Annotated in this window: 16 protein-coding genes and 3 tRNA genes; 9 read left to right on the top strand and 10 right to left on the bottom strand. The window is 54.7% G+C overall.

Annotated features, from left to right (window positions below):
• Window positions 1-58: 58 nt before the first annotated feature.
• Window positions 59-376 (top strand): quaternary ammonium compound efflux SMR transporter SugE, encoded by a 318-nt coding sequence (gene sugE, locus DBY68_RS11665; protein WP_015966232.1) that lies wholly within the window; start codon window positions 59-61, stop codon window positions 374-376.
• Here the strand turns inward: sugE and DBY68_RS11660 are convergent.
• The 6 genes from DBY68_RS11660 to frdA form a co-directional block, all read right to left on the bottom strand.
• A complete protein-coding gene (locus DBY68_RS11660; protein ID WP_015966231.1) occupies window positions 373-903 on the bottom strand; it encodes a lipocalin family protein in 531 nt (176 codons plus the stop codon). The genes sugE and DBY68_RS11660 overlap by 4 nt on opposite strands.
• A gap of 88 nt (window positions 904-991) precedes the next feature.
• Window positions 992-2,134 carry a CMY2/MIR/ACT/EC family class C beta-lactamase gene (gene ampC / locus DBY68_RS11655; protein WP_108476108.1) on the bottom strand — a complete coding sequence of 381 codons (1,143 nt, stop codon included), beginning with the start codon at window positions 2,132-2,134 and terminating at the stop codon, window positions 992-994.
• A gap of 60 nt (window positions 2,135-2,194) precedes the next feature.
• On the bottom strand, window positions 2,195-2,554 hold the full coding sequence (gene frdD, locus DBY68_RS11650) for a fumarate reductase subunit FrdD (RefSeq protein ID WP_108476109.1): 360 nt from the start codon (window positions 2,552-2,554) through the stop codon (window positions 2,195-2,197).
• Between the two features lie 10 nt (window positions 2,555-2,564).
• Window positions 2,565-2,960, bottom strand: coding sequence for a fumarate reductase subunit FrdC (frdC, locus tag DBY68_RS11645; RefSeq protein ID WP_108476110.1), 396 nt, complete (start codon window positions 2,958-2,960; stop codon window positions 2,565-2,567).
• 10 nt (window positions 2,961-2,970) lie between these two features.
• The gene (locus tag DBY68_RS11640; protein ID WP_015966227.1) at window positions 2,971-3,705 is read right to left on the bottom strand and encodes a succinate dehydrogenase/fumarate reductase iron-sulfur subunit; all 735 of its coding nucleotides are present in this window, start codon (window positions 3,703-3,705) and stop codon (window positions 2,971-2,973) included.
• On the bottom strand, window positions 3,698-5,488 hold the full coding sequence (frdA, locus tag DBY68_RS11635; RefSeq protein ID WP_108476111.1) for a fumarate reductase (quinol) flavoprotein subunit: 1,791 nt from the start codon (window positions 5,486-5,488) through the stop codon (window positions 3,698-3,700). Before frdA ends, DBY68_RS11640 begins: the two co-directional genes overlap by 8 nt.
• 329 nt (window positions 5,489-5,817) lie before the next feature.
• Here frdA and epmA point away from each other — a divergent pair, with 329 nt between their 5' ends.
• Window positions 5,818-6,795 (top strand): elongation factor P--(R)-beta-lysine ligase, encoded by a 978-nt coding sequence (epmA, locus tag DBY68_RS11630; RefSeq protein ID WP_108476112.1) that lies wholly within the window; start codon window positions 5,818-5,820, stop codon window positions 6,793-6,795.
• Window positions 6,796-7,029: 234 nt separating this feature from the next.
• A complete protein-coding gene (yjeM, locus tag DBY68_RS11625) occupies window positions 7,030-8,532 on the top strand; it encodes a glutamate/gamma-aminobutyrate family transporter YjeM (protein WP_108476113.1) in 1,503 nt (500 codons plus the stop codon).
• Window positions 8,533-8,623: 91 nt separating this feature from the next.
• Here the strand turns inward: yjeM and mscM are convergent, their stop codons facing one another.
• The 3 genes from mscM to rsgA form a co-directional block, all read right to left on the bottom strand.
• Complete coding sequence (gene mscM, locus DBY68_RS11620; RefSeq protein ID WP_108476114.1) at window positions 8,624-11,950, bottom strand: miniconductance mechanosensitive channel MscM; 3,327 nt, start codon at window positions 11,948-11,950, stop codon at window positions 8,624-8,626.
• A gap of 20 nt (window positions 11,951-11,970) precedes the next feature.
• Window positions 11,971-12,933 (bottom strand): archaetidylserine decarboxylase, encoded by a 963-nt coding sequence (gene asd, locus DBY68_RS11615; protein ID WP_108476115.1) that lies wholly within the window; start codon window positions 12,931-12,933, stop codon window positions 11,971-11,973.
• A 117-nt stretch (window positions 12,934-13,050) separates the two neighbouring features.
• Window positions 13,051-14,106, bottom strand: coding sequence for a small ribosomal subunit biogenesis GTPase RsgA (rsgA, locus tag DBY68_RS11610; RefSeq protein WP_189623802.1), 1,056 nt, complete (start codon window positions 14,104-14,106; stop codon window positions 13,051-13,053).
• A 94-nt stretch (window positions 14,107-14,200) separates the two neighbouring features.
• On the opposite strand from rsgA, the gene orn reads away from it, so the two are divergent.
• The 4 genes from orn (at window position 14,201) to DBY68_RS11590 (ending at window position 15,230) form a co-directional block, all read left to right on the top strand.
• Complete coding sequence (orn, locus tag DBY68_RS11605; protein ID WP_108476117.1) at window positions 14,201-14,746, top strand: oligoribonuclease; 546 nt, start codon at window positions 14,201-14,203, stop codon at window positions 14,744-14,746.
• A gap of 182 nt (window positions 14,747-14,928) precedes the next feature.
• Window positions 14,929-15,004 (top strand) — tRNA-Gly (locus tag DBY68_RS11600).
• Window positions 15,005-15,041: 37 nt separating this feature from the next.
• A tRNA-Gly gene (locus tag DBY68_RS11595) sits at window positions 15,042-15,117 on the top strand.
• Window positions 15,118-15,154: 37 nt separating this feature from the next.
• Window positions 15,155-15,230, top strand: a tRNA-Gly gene (locus DBY68_RS11590).
• A 268-nt stretch (window positions 15,231-15,498) separates the two neighbouring features.
• Here the strand turns inward: DBY68_RS11590 and queG are convergent.
• Window positions 15,499-16,638 (bottom strand): tRNA epoxyqueuosine(34) reductase QueG, encoded by a 1,140-nt coding sequence (gene queG, locus DBY68_RS11585; RefSeq protein ID WP_108476118.1) that lies wholly within the window; start codon window positions 16,636-16,638, stop codon window positions 15,499-15,501.
• Between queG and nnr the strand changes: the two genes are divergently transcribed.
• Complete coding sequence (nnr, locus tag DBY68_RS11580) at window positions 16,637-18,163, top strand: bifunctional ADP-dependent NAD(P)H-hydrate dehydratase/NAD(P)H-hydrate epimerase (protein WP_108476119.1); 1,527 nt, start codon at window positions 16,637-16,639, stop codon at window positions 18,161-18,163. The genes queG and nnr overlap by 2 nt on opposite strands.
• Complete coding sequence (tsaE, locus tag DBY68_RS11575; RefSeq protein ID WP_015966217.1) at window positions 18,156-18,617, top strand: tRNA (adenosine(37)-N6)-threonylcarbamoyltransferase complex ATPase subunit type 1 TsaE; 462 nt, start codon at window positions 18,156-18,158, stop codon at window positions 18,615-18,617. The genes nnr and tsaE overlap by 8 nt, the downstream gene beginning before the upstream one ends.
• Window positions 18,618-18,624: the final 7 nt, after the last annotated feature.

Raw genomic sequence — 18,624 nt, 5'->3', positions numbered from 1 at the left:
GACGACCCGTAAGCGCCTCTTTTTCATCGGGGACGGCCCCATTTCTCTGGAGCCTGTTATGTCCTGGATTATTCTCCTTATCGCGGGTTTACTCGAAGTGGTGTGGGCGGTTGGCCTGAAATACACGCATGGCTTCAGCCGCCTGACGCCAAGCGTTATCACCATTGCGGCAATGATTGTCAGTATGGCGTTGCTATCGTGGGCGATGAAAAGCCTGCCGGTCGGTACGGCTTATGCGGTCTGGACGGGTATCGGCGCTGTGGGGGCTGCCATTACCGGTATTCTCCTGCTGGGTGAATCGGCAAGCCCCATGCGTCTGGCGAGCCTGGGGCTGATTGTTGCTGGCATTATCGGTTTGAAACTCAGCACCCATTAATGGGGTTGTTTGACCCAAATTAGCTTACTGACATCAAAACCTTGCCGGGTTGCGACGGCCAGCATTTGCTGTTTCATCTCATCAGAAATGGTCGGTGTGCGTGAGAGTATCCACAGATAGTCGCGATCCGGCCCGCAAACCAACGCGTGACGATACTCTTTATCGAGTGCAATCACGTTATAGCCGCCATAGAAGGGGCCGAAGAACGATACCTTCAGGGCCGCACGATTTGGATCGCCCGTAAAATAGGCTTTCCCCTCGGTTTTCTGCCACATTGCCCGATCCGGGTTATAGCCTTTATTCGTCACATTCAGGCCGCCGTCATCACGCAGACGATAGGTTGCGGTGACCTGTTCCAGCCCGCGTTCAAATCGGTGATCAAATCGGGCAATCTCGTACCATGTGCCGAGATAGCGAGTTGCATCAAATGGAGTTACGACAGTAACGCCTTTCGGCGGTGTCGGGGAGCTGCAGGCAACCACCAAAAATGCGGCGGTGACGGCGGCGACAACGGGCAGGATGCGCATAGGAGTTTCCTTACTGGTTTTTTGTTAAGTGTAGATGACAGCAGGAAAATCGAGAGAGAATGGCCTGCCGAAACAGGCCAAAAATCACTTATTGCAGCGAATTCAGAATTTGATACGCAGCGGCTACACGTGCAGGGTTGGGGTAATTCTTGTTTGCCAGCATCACAATGCCGAGTTCTTTCTGCGGAACAAAAGCGACGTAGCTGCCAAATCCGCCGGTTGCACCGGTTTTATGCACCCATGATGCGCTTACGGCAGGTACAGGCGGCGTGACGGCTTTTGCAGGCAGAGCGGCGAGGGCGATTTTACTGTCGCTGCCGTTAATTATGGTGTCAGGGTTTACCGGCCAGTTTAGCATTTCCCAACCTAATCCCTGATACATATCGCCAATCTGCCAGTAGCGCGACTGCGCAAGCGTAATGCCCTGCTGCAGAGTCTTCTCGCTGATTTTGCTGGTGTCCATATTGAACTGCACCCAGCGGGCCATGTCCTGAATAGTGGATTTTACGCCATAAGCTTCGGCGTCCAGTTGACCAGGCGAGACATGCACGGCTTTCCCGTCGCGATAACCCCAGGCGTAGTGCTTCTGTTCGGCGGGCGGCACGGTTATCCACGTATGCGTGAGCTTGAGCGGCTGCAACACGCGCTCGGTCATGGCCTTCTCAAAGCTCAGACCGGACGGTTTCACCGCCATCGCGCCAAAAAGCCCAATGCTGGCGTTAGCGTATAAGCGATGCGTCCCCGGTGCCCATTCAGGTTGCCAGTTTTGGTAGTAGCGGCGTAGTTCAGTATCGGTAGTCACGTCTTCCGGCACCTGTAACGGTAATCCACCAGCGGTGTAAGTCGCGAGATGCAGCAGCGTAATGCCCTGCCACTGCTTACCGGTCAATTCCGGCCAGTACTTTGTTGCCGGATCATTCAGACTAATTTCCCCACGCGCAATCGCGTCGCCGCCCAGGACGCCGGTGAAGGTTTTACTGACTGACCCCAGCTCGAACAGCGTCTGTTGCGTGACGGGCTGCTTTTTCGCAACGTCAGCATCGCCCCAGGTAAAATAATACGGCGTGCCCTGATAGATGACCGCGACGGCCATGCCGGGAATAGCCTGCTCTTTCATGAGTGGTGTAATGGCGCGATTAACGATTTCCGTTATCTGTTGTTCAGTGTGGGGGGCGGCAAGTGCGGTGCACGATGCACCGAGCAGCAGCGCGCAGAGAGACGTTTTAAACATGACCAGGCTTCCATACAAAACGGCCCGCCAGTGGCGGGCCGGATTAACATTAGAATTTCATCAGATAGTGACGATACCAATCAGCGTCACAACCGTCAGAATAGCAGCCAGGCCGTAGAAAACCCACTTTCCGCTTGGAACGTGAATTTTCAGATCGTGCATCGCGTGGTGAATACGGTGTAAACCGCACCACAGCGGCAGCACAATCATCAGGAACAGAAACGCACGGCCAATAAAGCTTTGTGCAAAGGCCAGCACACGCTCATAGCTCAGCGCATCGCCCGGGAACAGCCCCAGCGGAAGCATGATACCAACCAGCAGGACAATCACCGGCGCGACGATCGCGCCCCACATTCCACCTGCGCCAAACAGGCCCCAGAATACCGGTTCGTCAGAACGTTTTGGATTTGGATTAATCACCCTGGCCTCCTTACCAGAACAGTGCCACAAACAGCACGACCACGGTGACGAGAGCCGTCACCACCCAGAGCCCTTTGATAATGGGCTCTGGCCCCATTTTTGCGTCTTTTACAATAATATTGGCGGCTTTCGGCGCTAGTTCAAACCAGGTTTTGGTATGCAGCAGCGCGCCCGCGAGGGTGATCAGATTCAGAATCACCACAATCGGGTTTTGCAGGAAACTGACAAAGTTTGCCCAGGACTCAGGCCCATGCTTCAGCGAAAAAAGGCCGCAAATCAGCAAAATGCTGAACCAGACAACGGTTACCGCCGTTCCTTCACGCAGCATATAGAAGCGATAAAACGGCAGATTTTTCCACCAGGTGGACGGCATTGGCCGCACATAGGGTTTGCGTTTAGTCGTCATGATGCACTCCTTAGCGTGGTTTCAGGGTAGCGATAAGAAAGTCTTTCGAGCTTTCCACTTTACCCTGCTGAATGGCCGCTGCCGGGTCGACGTGTTTCGGGCACACTTCGGAGCAGTAACCGACGAAGGTACAGGTCCAGACGCCATTCTGACCATTCAACTGCGTCATACGTTCTTTCTTCCCATGATCGCGGCTGTCTTCGTTATAGCGGTGCGCCAGCGTAATGGCGGCAGGGCCGATAAACTCAGGATTCAGACCAAACTGCGGGCAGGCTGCGTAGCACAGGCCACAGTTAATGCAGCCAGAGAACTGATGATACTTCGCCATCTGCGCCGGTGTCTGGTTATTCGGGCCCTGATCCGGCGTACGCGAGTTGCCGATGATGTATGGCTTAATGGCTTCCAGACTTTCGATAAAGTGCGTCATATCGACGATCAGATCGCGCTCGATCGGGAAATTGCCCAGCGCCTCAACCTTAATGCCTTTCGTGTAATCGCGCAGGAAGGTCTTACAGGCCAGCTTCGGCACTTTATTGACCATCATGCCGCAGGAACCACAAATCGCCATGCGGCAGGACCAGCGATAGCTCAAATCGGGCGCCAGATTATCTTTGATGTAGCCCAACGCATCCAACAGCGAAGTGGTTTCATCATAAGGCACTTCATAAAATTCGCTGTGCGGCGCGGAGTCCACTTCCGGGTTATAGCGCACCACTTCGATTTTCAGGTTATGCATCTCAGCCATTCGCTTTCTCCTTTTTATCGGCTGCTTCAGCTTCGCCACCGTAGACACGCTTGGCTGGCGGCAACGTGGTGATTTTCACATCGCTGTAGTCCAGACGCGTGGTGCCGTCGGCATCGCGGAAAGCAAGCGTATGCTTGAGGAAGTTGACGTCATCGCGCTCGGTGCAGCCTTCGTCCAGACGCTGGTGCGCGCCGCGGGACTCTTTACGCGCCATGGCCGAGTGCGCCATACATTCGGCGACATTCAAACCGTGGCCCAGCTCAATGGTGTAGAGCAGGTCGGTATTGAACACGCTGGAGGTATCGGTGATACGTACGCGTTTGAAGCGTTCCTGCAGCTCGGCCAGCTTATCGATGGTTTTCTGCATCAATTCCGGCGTACGGTAGATACCGCAGCCTTCTTCCATCGACAGACCCATTTCGTCGCGGATCTTCGACCAGTTTTCGCTACCTTCCTGATTAACCAGCGCTTTCAGGCGGCTTTCGACGTCAGCAACCTGAGCGTCCAGCGCGGCGTTGTTGGCTTCGCCTGCGGTTGCGGCGCGTTCCATTGCCTGTTCGCCCGCCATGCGACCAAAGACCACCAGTTCAGCCAGCGAGTTGGAACCCAGACGGTTTGCGCCATGCAGGCCGACAGAGGAGCATTCGCCCACCGCAAACAGCCCTTTGATGCGGGTTTCACACTGCTGATCGGTTTCGATACCGCCCATGGTGTAGTGCGCGGTCGGACGCACCGGAATCGGCTCTTTCACCGGATCGACGCCCACGTACGCTTTCGCCAGTTCGCAGATGAACGGCAGGCGTTCCAGTAGTTTTTTCTCGCCCAGATGACGCAGGTCGAGATAAACCACATCGCCGCGCGGCGTGGAGATAGTGTTGCCTTTACGCCACTCGTGCCAGAAGGCCTGAGAAACTTTGTCGCGCGGACCCAGTTCCATATATTTGTTTTTCGGCTCGCCCAGCGGGGTTTCCGGGCCCATACCGTAATCCTGCAGATAACGGTAGCCGTTTTTGTTGACCAGAATACCGCCTTCACCACGGCAGCCTTCGGTCATCAGGATGCCTGAACCCGGCAGACCGGTTGGGTGATACTGAACGAATTCCATATCACGCAGCGGAATGCCATGGCTCAGCGCCATACCCATGCCGTCGCCGGTGACGATGCCACCGTTGGTGTTGTAGCGATAGACGCGGCCCGCGCCGCCGGTCGCCATCACCACCGCGTTGGCGCGAATCTGCACCAGCGTACCTTCCATCATATTCATCGCGACCAGGCCGCGGGCGTGGCCATCATCGACCAGAATATCGAGGACGAAATGTTCATCAAAGCGTTGAATTTGCGGGAATTGCAAAGAGGTCTGGAAGAGGGTGTGAAGCATGTGGAAGCCGGTCTTATCGGCGGCGAACCACGTACGTTCAATTTTCATTCCCCCGAAGCGGCGCACGTTTACGCTGCCGTCCGGACGACGGCTCCACGGACAGCCCCATTGCTCAAGCTGGGTCATCTCTGTCGGGCAGTGATGGACGAAGTAGTCCACGACATCCTGTTCACAGAGCCAGTCCCCGCCGGCGACGGTGTCGTGAAAATGGTATTCAAAGCTATCGTGATCCTGTGCGACGGCTGCGGAACCGCCTTCAGCCGCAACGGTGTGGCTGCGCATCGGATAAACTTTTGAGATTAAAGCTATTTTGGCGTTTGGATTAGCTTGCGCCGCGGCGATGGCTGCTCGTAGACCAGCTCCGCCAGCACCTATAATGGCAAGATCGGCTTGAAAGGTTTGCACGACATTCCTCCAGATTATTGTTATTCCGCACTCGCTCTAAGCAAAAGGTAGTTCACCTGATTACGACTCGCTATGGCGGAAACGTTTCCACTGCTCCTTTATGGGTAAAGCAGTATACCCGTAGAAATCTGAGGGAAATTTGATGTGTTCGATTATTTTTGAGTCTGATAGCCCCGAATCATCACTAATTATGATTAATTTAATTACTAAACTACCCCTTACTACTCCCTTGCGCCGACTGACCACGCTAATAATTTCCGCACAAAATTTGTCTCGTTGACAGGTTACGAGTAGACTTCGTGCCCTTGTTTGAATCTGGAGAAAAAACCATGAGCGAGACGGCAACCTGGCAGCCGAGCGCATCCATCCCTAACCTATTAAAACGCGCGGCTGTGATGACGGAAATTCGTCGTTTCTTTGCTGACCGCGGCGTGCTTGAGGTGGAAACGCCCTGTATGAGCCAGGCTACGGTAACTGATGTCCATCTGGTGCCGTTTGAGACTCGCTTTGTGGGCCCGGGGCATTCTCAGGGCGTGAATCTCTATCTGATGACCAGCCCGGAATACCACATGAAGCGTCTGCTGGCGGCAGGTTGTGGCCCGGTTTTCCAGTTGTGCAGAAGCTTCCGTAATGAAGAAATGGGGCGTCACCACAACCCGGAATTCACCATGCTGGAGTGGTACCGTCCGCATTTTGATATGTACCGACTCATCAACGAGGTGGATGATTTGCTGCAACAGGTACTGGAGTGCCAGCCGGCGGAAAGCCTCTCTTATCAACAGGCATTCCAGCGCCATCTGGAAATTGACCCGCTTTCTGCCGATAAAACGCTGCTGCGTGAGGTGGCTGCAAAATTGGATCTCAGCAACGTTGCCGATGCAGAAGAAGACCGGGATACCCTGTTACAGCTGCTGTTTGCCTTCGGCGTAGAGCCGCACATCGGGAAAGATCGTCCGACTTTTGTTTACCACTTCCCGGCAAGCCAGGCGTCTCTGGCGCAAATCAGCGCTGAAGATCACCGTGTGGCGGAACGTTTCGAGGTCTACTTCAAAGGTATGGAGCTGGCGAACGGTTTCCATGAACTGACCGACGCGCGTGAACAGCAGCAGCGTTTCGAGCAGGATAACCGTAAGCGCGCCGCGCGCGGTCTGCCGCAGCAGCCTATCGATCAGAACCTGCTGGATGCGTTAGCCGCTGGTCTGCCTGATTGTTCTGGCGTAGCGTTGGGTGTCGATCGTCTGGTGATGCTGGCGCTGGACGCGGAGCAAATTGCCGACGTTATCGCCTTTACGGTCGATCGCGCCTGATATCTCTGCGCGGCTATCCCGGTAAAACATAGCCGCGCATTATTGAATCAGCTTGTTGTATTCATCCTGTTTAGTTAATGTAACTAACGCTGCTCTTTTTTACAGACTTTCCTTCGTTATCCGCCAATATTGTCACAATAATAATCTGGTTTTTTGCTACTATCCGCGCTTTCTTCCCTGCCAGTCGGCGTGGGATAACGTGATTTGCGTTATGACTCTTTTTGGAACGGCAAGATGAACCAGTCTCTAAAAAAGATGAGCCTTACCGGGCTTATTCTGATGATCTTTACGTCGGTGTTTGGCTTTGCCAATAGCCCGTCGGCATTCTATTTAATGGGCTACAGCGCCGCGCCTTTTTATATTCTCTCGGCACTCTTCTTCTTTATTCCTTTTGCACTCATGATGGCGGAAATGGGCTCGGCGTACCGCAAGGAAGAGGGCGGTATTTACTCGTGGATGAATAACAGCGTAGGGCCACGCTTCGCCTTTATCGGTACCTTTATGTGGTTCTCGTCCTATGTGGTCTGGATGGTCAGTACTGCGGCGAAAGTGTGGGTGCCATTTTCCACCTTCATGTGCGGCTCGGATCAAACTCAGGTGTGGGCTTTCGCTGGCCTGACGCCTACACAAGCTGTCGGCATTTTGGCGGTATGCTGGATGTTACTGGTGACGTTTGTTGCCTCCCGCGGGATCAATAAAATCGCCAAAATAACTGCCGTTGGTGGGATTTCAGTGATGTGCCTGAACCTGGTGCTGTTGGTCGTGAGTATCATCATTCTGGCGCTAAATGGCGGAAACTTTGCCGAACCGATTAACTTCGTCGCCTCGCCGAACCCCGGCTACCAGTCTGGTCTGGCGATGCTGTCTTTTGTGGTCTTTGCCATCTTTGCCTACGGCGGTATCGAAGCCGTCGGTGGGCTGGTGGATAAAACCGAAAACCCGGAGAAGAACTTTGCAAAAGGCATTATCTTCGCGGCGATTGTTATCTCTATCGGCTACGCGCTGGCGATCGTTCTGTGGGGCGTGAGCACCAACTGGCAGGCGGTGTTGAGTAATCGTGCCACCAACCTTGGTAATATTACCTATGTGCTGATGCATAGCCTGGGCGAAACGCTCGGGCATGCGCTGGGGTTAACCCCAGAGGCGACTACTTCACTTGGAATAGGGTTTGCGCGCATTACTGGCCTGTCGATGTTTCTCGCGTATACCGGTGCGTTCTTCACCCTGATCTACTCGCCGCTGAAAGCCATCGTGCAGGGCACACCAAAAGCCCTGTGGCCGACCTCCATCACGCGTCTGAACGCGAGCGGTATGCCGGAAACCGCAATGTGGGCGCAGTGTGGTCTGGTCTGTCTGTTTATCCTGCTGGTATCGTTTGGCGGTGATACGGCTTCCGCGTTCTATAACAAACTGACGCTGATGGCGAACGTCTCGATGACCCTGCCGTATCTCTTCCTTGCTCTGGCATTCCCGTTCTTCAAAGCGAAAACCGATCTGGAAAGACCGTTCGTTATCTTTAAAACGCGTGCTTCTGCACTGGTCGCCACCGTAGTCGTGGTGTTGATCGTGTCGTTTGCCAACATCTTCACTGTTATCCAACCGGTGATTGAAGCGAATGACTGGAGCAGCGCTCTGTGGATGGTTGGCGGGCCGATCTTCTTCTCGCTGATGGCGATGGGGATTTACGAGAACTATCGTCGCCGGACGGCGAATGCGCCTGAGTTGGCGATGGAGTAATCGAAAGGATCGGTAGGCTTGATAAGCGAAGCGCCATCAGGCAATGGCGGGGAGCGTGATGCTGGCCCGCCCTACCGATCTCTTAAGCGACCTACAAACTTCCGGCCTTACGTCCACGCCCCGCGGACGTTAATGTTCTTCCTGCCGGCGTTTTCGTGCCACCCAGGCTTTCCAGACGCATCTGGAACGGTGGGAACGGCATATCGATGCCGTGCTCGCGGAAGCCCGCCAGAATCAGCTGGTGGATTTCGTGGCGAAGCGGCATACGGTGACCCATTTCCGCTGCGTAAATACGCAGTTCAAAGATTTGAATCCCTTGCTGCAGGTCGACCAGGAAGGCTTCCGGGGCTGGGTTATCAATTACCAGCGAGCAGCGCTGTGCCGCCGTCAGCAGAATCTGCGTCACCTCTTCACTGTCGGCATCCGACGGCGCAGGAATACTCAACACCACGCGGGTAACCGAATCCGACAGCGACCAGTTGATGAACTGCTCGGTGATAAAGGCCTTGTTCGGCACGATAATCTCTTTGCGGTCCCAGTCGCTGATGGTGGTGGCGCGAGTGTTGATCTTGGTGACGCTTCCGGTCAAATCACGAATAGTGACCGTATCGCCGATACGAATGGGTTTCTCAAACAGGATGATCAGGCCGGAAATAAAGTTGGCGAAAATTTCCTGTAACCCGAAACCAAGTCCGACACCGAGCGCGGCAACCAGCCACTGTAATTTCGACCACTCAATACCAATCATCGAGAAGCCAATCAGCCCGCCAAACAGCATCAGCAGGTACTTGGTGATGGTGGTGATCGCATAGCCGGTGCCCGGCGTCAGGTTGAGGTGCTGCAATAGCGCCAGCTCGAGCAGTGCGGGCAGATTTCGCACCAGTTGCGTAGTGATGATAAACACCAGAATCGCAATCAACACCGCCCCGAGCGTAATGGGTTCAATACTTTCCACGCCCTGCACGGTCGAGGAGACATCCCATAGCGAGATATTTTCCAGGAAGCCGAAAGCGGAGTGAATTTCAGACCACAGCACAATCACCGAAACCAGCGCGATGAGCATCAGAATTGAGCGTACCAGCCGCAGCGACTGTGCGCTGATGGTGTCGAGATCGACTTCACTCACCTCGGCTTCCACCGAGCCTTCAAGACTGGTCGGGTGCGTCTCTTCTTCGCCTCGGGCACGGTTTGCCAGCATCTCTGCGCGTCGATGTTTGGCACGGTCGAACGCCAGACGACGACGCTGAATCAGCATCCAGCGGCGAATAACGTGGTAAATCACCAGCAACAGGAACCAGATAGCGACCGAGGTTTCCAGACGCGCCAGCAAGGCCTGTGATGTTGCCAGATAACCGACGGCTGCCGCTAAAATAGCAACCATTGGCGCACCGGAAAGCAGATTCCATAGCAGGCGGTTAACCATGTTATCGCCGTCGCCCTCTTTATCGAGCCAGAGGGGAATACCGGCGCGTTTCAGGCTGAGCGTGACCACCGCCAGCGCGCCACATATCAGGATGAAGCACAGCCTGCCTAATGAGGCGGAAAACTCGCGATCGTTGAGATTATCGAACATGATCAGCGCCATAATCAGCGGCACAATAAGCCCGATACTCATCAGATAGTAGCGCATCGCCCGAAGTACGCGGTTACGGGGCCAGCCGAAGTGCACGATGAACAGACCATTCGGGCGGGCAAAGGCGGCGCAGATCATCACCACCCACAGCAACGGCACGGTGGCGGTTACGCCATCGCCAATCGCCACGGCAAGCGGGTAAGGCCAGGCCTCCTGAAGGCCATAGCCAAGCGTCGCCCACAGGACGGGCAGGGGAGAAGCGACCAGAATCGACCAGAAAACGGTACGCATGGTCAGCCAGAAATGATCCTGGGTGACCTTACCGACACGTGCGCTGGAACGCTCCAGAAAACGGGTAAAGTGTTTGCGCGAACTGATACTGAAGCCCACCAGAATCAACGCCGCAAAGAGCGGTAGCAGCGTCTGCTTGCTGGTGAGCATCATCGCGGTGGCTTTACCTAACTGGCTGAAGGTATCCAGCGAGATTAAGCGGCGCAGATCCTGCACCACTTCCAGCGGCCAGCTGAAGTCCATTGGCCGCACGTCAGAAGTCCAGAACAGATAGCGATGCGTCGCTTCATTCACTTCTTTTAACGCGTCTTCCAACTGACTATTGGAAACTTTAAGCTTGGTAAGTTCCAGAATTAGCGTGTCGCCGCCTTGCAACAGCGAGTTCAGCAATTCACGCTGGGTACGAAGCTGCGCTTCAAGAATGCGATTCTGCTCGGCGGTTAGCGGCTTGCCATCGGCCTGCTGGATCTGGCGCAGTTGCGGCTGCTTATTGAGTAAATCTTCATAGCGCAGGCGATGTACGCGCAGCTGCGCCATTTCAGTATCAAGCTGCTGGGGTTTGGGCATTTCCGGCAGGCGAGCAACCTGTGCACGTAATGCTTCGCCCAACAGATTAGAGGAACCCAGCCATTGCGACTGTTCACGCAGTGTGTTCAGCGCCTGACGAACCTGTAACGTTTGGCTGGTGGCCTGACGCTGCTGCGATGCGACCAAATCCATACGCTGCGCCTGCTGATTCAGCGCCTGAGAAAGCTCACGGTTAACTTTGAACTGATTAACAATACCGACGGGGAGGTTAGCGCTGTTTTCGGCAAGCAGTTCGGTGCTTTCCAGCGCCCGTTCGGCTTCGCGCTGGCGCTGGCTGTTGAGCTGATTGCGCAGCGCCTGAAGATACGCATCCAGCTGTTCGCCCTGTTTCTGCGCCAGTTCTGAACGCATACGCGACAGCTCCTGGCGATTATTCGCCGAAAGCTGCGCCAGTTCCAGTTCATCAACCAGCGCCTTCAGGCGTGCGGAATCGGCCTGTAACGCCAGGTTTTGCGCCTGCGCCTGTGGTGTGTTGGCCGTTTGCGCGCCGACGCGACGTTCCACTTCATTCAACTGGCGACGGGCATCGGTTTGCTGTTGCGGCAGCTGATTCAGAGAGTCAGCGATTTCCCGCGCGCGTTCCTGTTCCTGTTGCGCCAGGCGGCTTTTTTCCAGTAACTGGCTGCTGACCTGAAGGATTTCCTGGCTTAACGCATCAGCGCTCATGCCTTCTGGAACCTCGCGCGGCTCTTCGCGCAGGTTATTCAGTTGGGAACGTAATGTTTGGGAAAGTTTAGGAAAATTGTCGATCACATGCTGATACTGCGTAGCGCGCTCAAGAGAGCCTTTGCGCTCCTCAAGCGCGTTCAGCGCACCCTGCAAGGTTTCAACGGTTTCAGGCTGGGCAGGTTTGGCGGATTTAGCCTGCTCCAGCTCCTGAGCTATTTGTTTACTGTCGGGGGCCGTCGCTGCGTACGCCCCCAGGCTGAGGCACCAGGCCATCAGGAAAGTGATAATCAGGCGCACGTCAGAACCCTTTTTTGAATTTAGCTTTCGTCTTTCTTATCGTCGACCAGTGGGCTGGCTTCAATTTCAGCCGCCACTTCTTCTTCCGGCAGGACTTCCGGCTCTGGAACCACCACGGCTTCGGTTGAGACTGCCAGCGGCTGGCCCAGTTTGGTCACCGAAAGGCTTTTCAGCTCTTCAATCAGCTGGACTTTGCCTGGCGCGAAGAGGTTGATGACGGTGGAACCCAGTTTGAAGCGCCCCATCTCCTGGCCTTTCAGCAGGGCAACGGAGCCTTCGTTATCGCCCGCCGGCCAGGTCCAGCGTTTGATAACGCCTTCACGCGGCGGCGTGATCGTACCAGCCCATACGGTTTCGATACTGCCAACGATGGTCGCACCGACCAGAATCTGCGCCATCGGGCCAAATTCGGTGTCGAACAGGCAGATAACACGCTCGTTACGGGCAAACAGGTTAGGTACGTTCTGCGCGGTTAAATGGTTTACTGAGAAGAGATCGCCCGGGACGTAGATCATCTCGCGGAGAATACCGTTGCACGGCATATGGACGCGGTGATAGTCACGCGGCGATAGGTAAGTCGTGGCGAAAGTCCCGTTGCGGAAAAGATCGGCCATCAGGTAGTTGCCTGCCAGCAGTGCTTCCAGCGAATAGTCGTGACCTTTGGCCTGCAAAATTTTGTCTTCTTCGATACGGCCTAACTGGCTAATAACACCGTCGGCAGGCATCACCAGCACGTTCGGGTCGGTATTCAGCGGGCGCACATCGTCACGCAACGGACGCACAAAGAAATCGTTGAAGGTGCGATAGCTGGCGGTATCTGGTTTCTGCGCCTCTTGCATATCGACCTTGTAGTATTTCACAAACAGATCGATAACCAGTTTGGTCAGCCATCCTGCTCGCTTGCTCGCACCCCAGCCTGCGAGGCGGGTAAGCCACAGTTTAGGCAGAATGTATTGCAGTGAAAGTTTAAGATCGTTTAACAAAGTAGCCTCCAGGCCATGATGTGTCGTTCCTGAACCCGCATTATGCGCGGGCCCCAAAAGAAAAGGTGGCGATTTTAACGACGCACGCGATAAATGTCAGTCGCTAAAGCATAATTCTCAGTTATCACCATCAGAAAAGTTTTTACGCGTTTTTACCTGCGACATACTTTCCAGGATGCGGTGATAATTTTCGAATCGCGTCTCGGCAATTTTACCTTCTTCAACGGCTTCGCGGATGGCGCAACCGGGATCGGTGTCATGCTTGCAGTCGCGGTATTTGCACAAACCCAAATAATCATGGAATTCGACAAAGCCGTTGGTGATTTGTTCCGGCTCAAGGTGCCACAGACCAAATTCTCGAACGCCCGGAGAATCAATCACATCGCCGCCATGCGGGAAATGATACAGACGTGCGGCGGTCGTGGTGTGCTGGCCTAAACCGGAGTTATCGGAAACATCGTTGGTCAGGATCCGCTCTTCGTTGAGCCCCAGCAACGCATTCAGCAGACTTGATTTCCCGACGCCAGACTGCCCGGCAAAAATACTGATGCGGTCGGTCAGCGCTTCTTCCAGCGGTTTCAAGCCATCCTGTGTATGGCTGGAAACCATCAGCACGCGATAGCCAATGTTGCGGTAGATATCCATCTGCTCATTCACGAAAGCCATACTTTCGTCGTCCAGCAGATCGATTTTATTCAGCACGATGATCGGCTCGACGTCCAGTGTTTCGCAGGCGACGAGATAACGGTCGATAATATTCAGCGACAGTTCCGGCAGAATGGCAGAGACGATAACGATTTGATCGATGTTAGCGGCGATCGGTTTGACGCCATCGTAAAAGTCCGGGCGCGTGAGTACTGAGGTTCGCTCATGTACCGCTTCGACGATCCCTTTGACGTTTACGCCTTCGGCTGCCGCTTTACCCGGACGCCAGACAACGCGATCGCCGGTAACCAGCGAACGAATGGTGCGGCGAATGTTGCAGCGGTGCGTCTCGCCGTCGGCGGATTCAACGTCAGCATGCATGCCAAAACGGCTGATTACGGTGCCTTCAGCGGTTTCACCAAACAGATTGTCATCGTAGTCGGGCTTCTCCGCAGTCGTTTTAAGACGGCGCTGGTGGTTAGCCGACACGCGACGCTGCTGACCTTTGGAGAGTTTATTTTTACTCAATCGTACAGACTCCTGGTCGCCCATAATGGGCAAAAGATCTATGATACACGCTATTTTAGATGAATATAGTCACGCGATAAGGGTGGAAAATAACATGAGTGCAGATGAAAACAACCTGATTTGGATCGATCTGGAGATGACCGGTCTCGATCCCGAGCGCGATCGCATCATTGAAATCGCAACCCTGGTGACTGACGCGAATCTGAACATTCTGGCGGAAGGCCCGACCATTGCGGTGCATCAGTCAGATGAACAACTGGCGCTGATGGATGAGTGGAACGTGCGCACGCATACTGGCAGCGGGCTGGTCGATCGCGTGAAAGCCAGCACCATTGACGACCGCGCGGCGGAGCTGGCTACACTTGAATTCCTCAAGCAGTGGGTTCCGGAAGGAAAATCGCCGATTTGCGGTAACAGCATCGGCCAGGACCGCCGTTTCCTGTTTAAGTATATGCCGGAACTGGAATCCTACTTCCATTATCGTTATCTGGATGTGAGCACGCTCAAAGAGTTGGCGCGTCGCTGGAAGCCGGAAATTCTGGACGGTTTTAAGAAGCAGGGTACGCACCAGGCGATGGATGATATTCGTGAGTCGGTGGCTGAACTGGCGTACTACCGTGAGAACTTTATTAAGCTCTGATTCTCGTCTTTGCCGGATGGCGCTTGCCATTCGGCGTAAAAAGCACCAGGATGATGAATTATTCGGCACTTGAACACTATTTCAAAAAAAACGCTTGAGAGGGGGTTGCAGCAAAAAGGATTTCTCGTATAATGCGCCTCCCGTAACGACAGAGAAATCGTTGTTACGACAGCAACAAATTTGCGGGAATAGCTCAGTTGGTAGAGCACGACCTTGCCAAGGTCGGGGTCGCGAGTTCGAGTCTCGTTTCCCGCTCCAAAATTTGAAAGATGCTTTCTAAGCATGCACCACCCAAGCGGGAATAGCTCAGTTGGTAGAGCACGACCTTGCCAAGGTCGGGGTCGCGAGTTCGAGTCTCGTTTCCCGCTCCAAAATTTGAAAAGTGCTTTCTAAGCACGCACCACCCAAGCGGGAATAGCTCAGTTGGTAGAGCACGACCTTGCCAAGGTCGGGGTCGCGAGTTCGAGTCTCGTTTCCCGCTCCAAATTTTCTTTCTGATTCGTTAAAACCACAGTGAAGTCGATTTGCTGAGGCGATTTTTCGTTTCTGAAATACTCTTGTAAACAGAGTTATCCACAGACCAGGACACTTTTACGGAAAGGTAGAATTCTTCGAACGGTGAACGGTATCTTTGTATCCCATTGAACATTATGGGAAAAATAATATTTCAAAATGTTATTTTGATCACTTGACCTCTCTGTGTGCTTTGAATCCCTTTGCTTTTTTATTTTTATTCACAGCCTGTGAATGTTTTACGCGTCACGCGGTAATCCCTTCTCAACCACTCTCACCAGCCGCTGTTTCTTGGGTAACTGCACCTCGACCACGCAGGCATTTCGCTTCTCAATTTGCTGCGCAATCGCCCATTCTATGTGTTCATCGAGAAGTGGGTGCTCACCTCGGCGCGTCTCAAGCGCCTCAATAACGGCCTTACTCCATGGTGCATTGCCCAGGGCAACGGCGATATTACGCAGCCAGCGCAAATGGCCGATACGACGAATGGGCGAACCTTCGGTCAGTTTCAGGAACCTCGCTTCATCCCAGGCAAAGAGTTCAATCAATTCTGGGGCATGTAGTGCCTTGCGCGGGCTGAAGTCAGCTTCGTCTGTCAGTTGTGAAAAACGATTCCACGGACAAATGAGCTGGCAATCGTCGCAGCCGTAGATACGGTTGCCCATCAGTGGACGAAATTCCTCCGGGATAGCGCCTTCCAGCTCGATAGTGAGATAGGAGATACAGCGACGTGCGTCGACGGTGTAAGGCTCCACGATGGCGCCGGTCGGACAAATAGTCATACAGGCCACGCAGCGCCCACACTCTTCGACCACCGGTTTATCGATGGGCAGCGGCAGATCGATCAGTAACTCGCCGAGGAAAAAGAACGATCCGGCGTCACGGCTAAGGATAAGTGAGTGCTTACCTGTCCAGCCAATCCCGGCTTTTTCGGCTAACGGTCGCTCCAGAATAGGCGCAGAATCGACAAAAGGTCTAAAATTCAGCGAGACGCACTGTTCCTGAATCAACTCGCCCAACTTTTTGAGGCGATTACGCAGCAGCTTATGATAATCGCGTCCAAGCGCGTAGCGGCTGATATAACCGAGTTCGGGATTTTTCAGGGTGCTGGCAAAGGCCGCATTGGCGGGCAGATAGTTCATTCGTACGCTGATCACGCGCAACGTGCCGGGCAGAAGCTCATGAGGGCGGGCACGCATCATGCCGTGGCGGGCCATCCACTCCATCTCGCCGTGGTACTGTTTGTCCAGCCATGCCTGTAATTTTGGCTCGGAGGCGCTGAGATCGGTATCGGTGATACCTACCTGCTGAAAGCCCAGTTCAGTGCCCCATTGTTTGATTTGTTGCGCTAACTGATTGAGATCGAGGGGCTGTGACATGACGGACCATACATTGACGAGAAACTCTGCAAGTATACCACACTCCGTGTGGGCTGCGGATGACCTGCGTCGTGCAGAGAAAGAGGCGGCAGACAGCCTTGGTATGACGTTGTTTGAACTGATGCTGCGCGCGGGTGACGCTGCGTTTACGTTGGCGCGTGAAATATACCCGACAACTTCACACTGGTTGATTCTCTGCGGCCATGGCAACAATGGCGGTGATGGCTACGTGGTGGCGCGTCTGGCGCAGGCGGCGGGCATCAATGTCACGCTGCTGGCGCAAGAGAGCGATAAACCGCTGCCGGAAGAGGCCCATGCTGCGCGCGAGGCCTGGCTGAATGCGGGCGGGGTGATTCACTCGCCGCAAACCGTGTGGCCGGAAGAGACTGACCTTATCATCGACGCGCTGCTCGGCACGGGCTTACAGAGCGCGCCGCGCGAGAAGATCGCCCGCCTGATTGAGCTGGCGAATCTGCATTCCGCACCTATTTTCGCTCTCGATATTCCCTCTGGCCTGAACGCGCAAACCGGCACCGCGCCCGGTGCGGTGATCCACGCCGCGCATACCCTCACGTTTATTGCCCTCAAGCCGGGCTTATTAACCGGCAAGGCGCGAGATGTGGTCGGGCGTTTGCATCATCATGCGCTGGGGCTGGAACGCTGGCTGGAAGCACAGACGACGAATATCAGCCGTGCAGACGTGTCACAACTCACCGCGTGGTTCCCGCCGCGTCGCCCGACGTCGCATAAAGGTGACCATGGCAAACTGGTGGTTATCGGCGGCGATCACGGTACCGCTGGCGCGATACGCATGACTGGAGAAGCCGCACTGCGCGCGGGAGCTGGACTAGTACGAGTGCTTACTCGCATTGAAAACGTTGCGCCGATAATTACCGCCAGACCGGAGCTGATGGTGCATGAACTGACGCCCGATATTCTGGATGAAAGTTTGCAATGGGCGGATGCGGTGGTCATTGGCCCCGGCCTCGGACAAAGCGCGTGGGGAAAACAGGCGCTGCGTAAAGTAGAAAACGTCAATAAACCGATGCTGTGGGACGCCGATGCGCTGAACCTGCTGGCAATCAATCCCGATAAACGTCACAATCGCGTGTTAACCCCGCATCCCGGCGAAGCCGCGCGGTTACTGAACTGTCGCGTTACAGAAATTGAAGCCGATCGCTTACTTTCTGCTCAGCGTCTGGTAAAACGGTATGGCGGTGTCGTGGTGCTGAAAGGCGCGGGCACGGTGGTGGCCTGCGAAGCGGGGGCGATAACGCTGATCGACGCCGGAAATGCGGGGATGGCCAGTGGCGGCATGGGCGATGTGCTCTCCGGTATCATTGGCGCATTGCTGGGGCAGGCCTTCTCGCTTTATGATGCTTCCTGCGCGGGCTGTGTCGCGCACGGTGCGGCGGCGGATGAACTCGCGGCGCGCTTCGGTACCCGCGGTATGCTGGCCACCGATCTCTTTTCCACGCTACGGCGTGTTGTTAACCCGGATGTGATTGACGTAGACCATGATTAATCGAGTGATTCCCTTACCCGACGAGCAGGCGACCTTAGACCTCGGCGACCGCGTGGCGAAAGCCTGCGACGGCGCGACGGTTATCTATCTGTACGGCGATCTCGGCGCCGGTAAAACCACCTTCAGCCGTGGCTTCCTGCAAGCGCTGGGACACCGCGGCAACGTCAAAAGCCCAACTTATACCCTGGTCGAGCCGTATACCCTCGATAAACTGATGGTTTACCATTTCGATCTGTACCGTCTTGCCGATCCCGAGGAGCTCGAATTTATGGGGATCCGCGATTATTTCTCTAACGATTCCATCTGCCTGGTGGAATGGCCGCAGCAGGGTGCGGGTGTACTGCCTGAACCGGATATCGAAATACACTTAGATTACCAGGCGCAAGGGCGTGAGGCGCGCATAACCGCTGTCTCCTCATTGGGTGAGTCTCTGCTGGCGCGGTTTGCCGGTTAATTTTAGG

It is taken from the genome of Pseudocitrobacter sp. RIT415 (assembly GCF_003057695.2).
GTDB classification, from domain to species: domain Bacteria; phylum Pseudomonadota; class Gammaproteobacteria; order Enterobacterales; family Enterobacteriaceae; genus Pseudocitrobacter; species Pseudocitrobacter faecalis.
The sequence above is the reverse complement of the archived record's forward strand: the minus strand, read 5'-3'. Positions and strand labels throughout refer to the sequence as shown.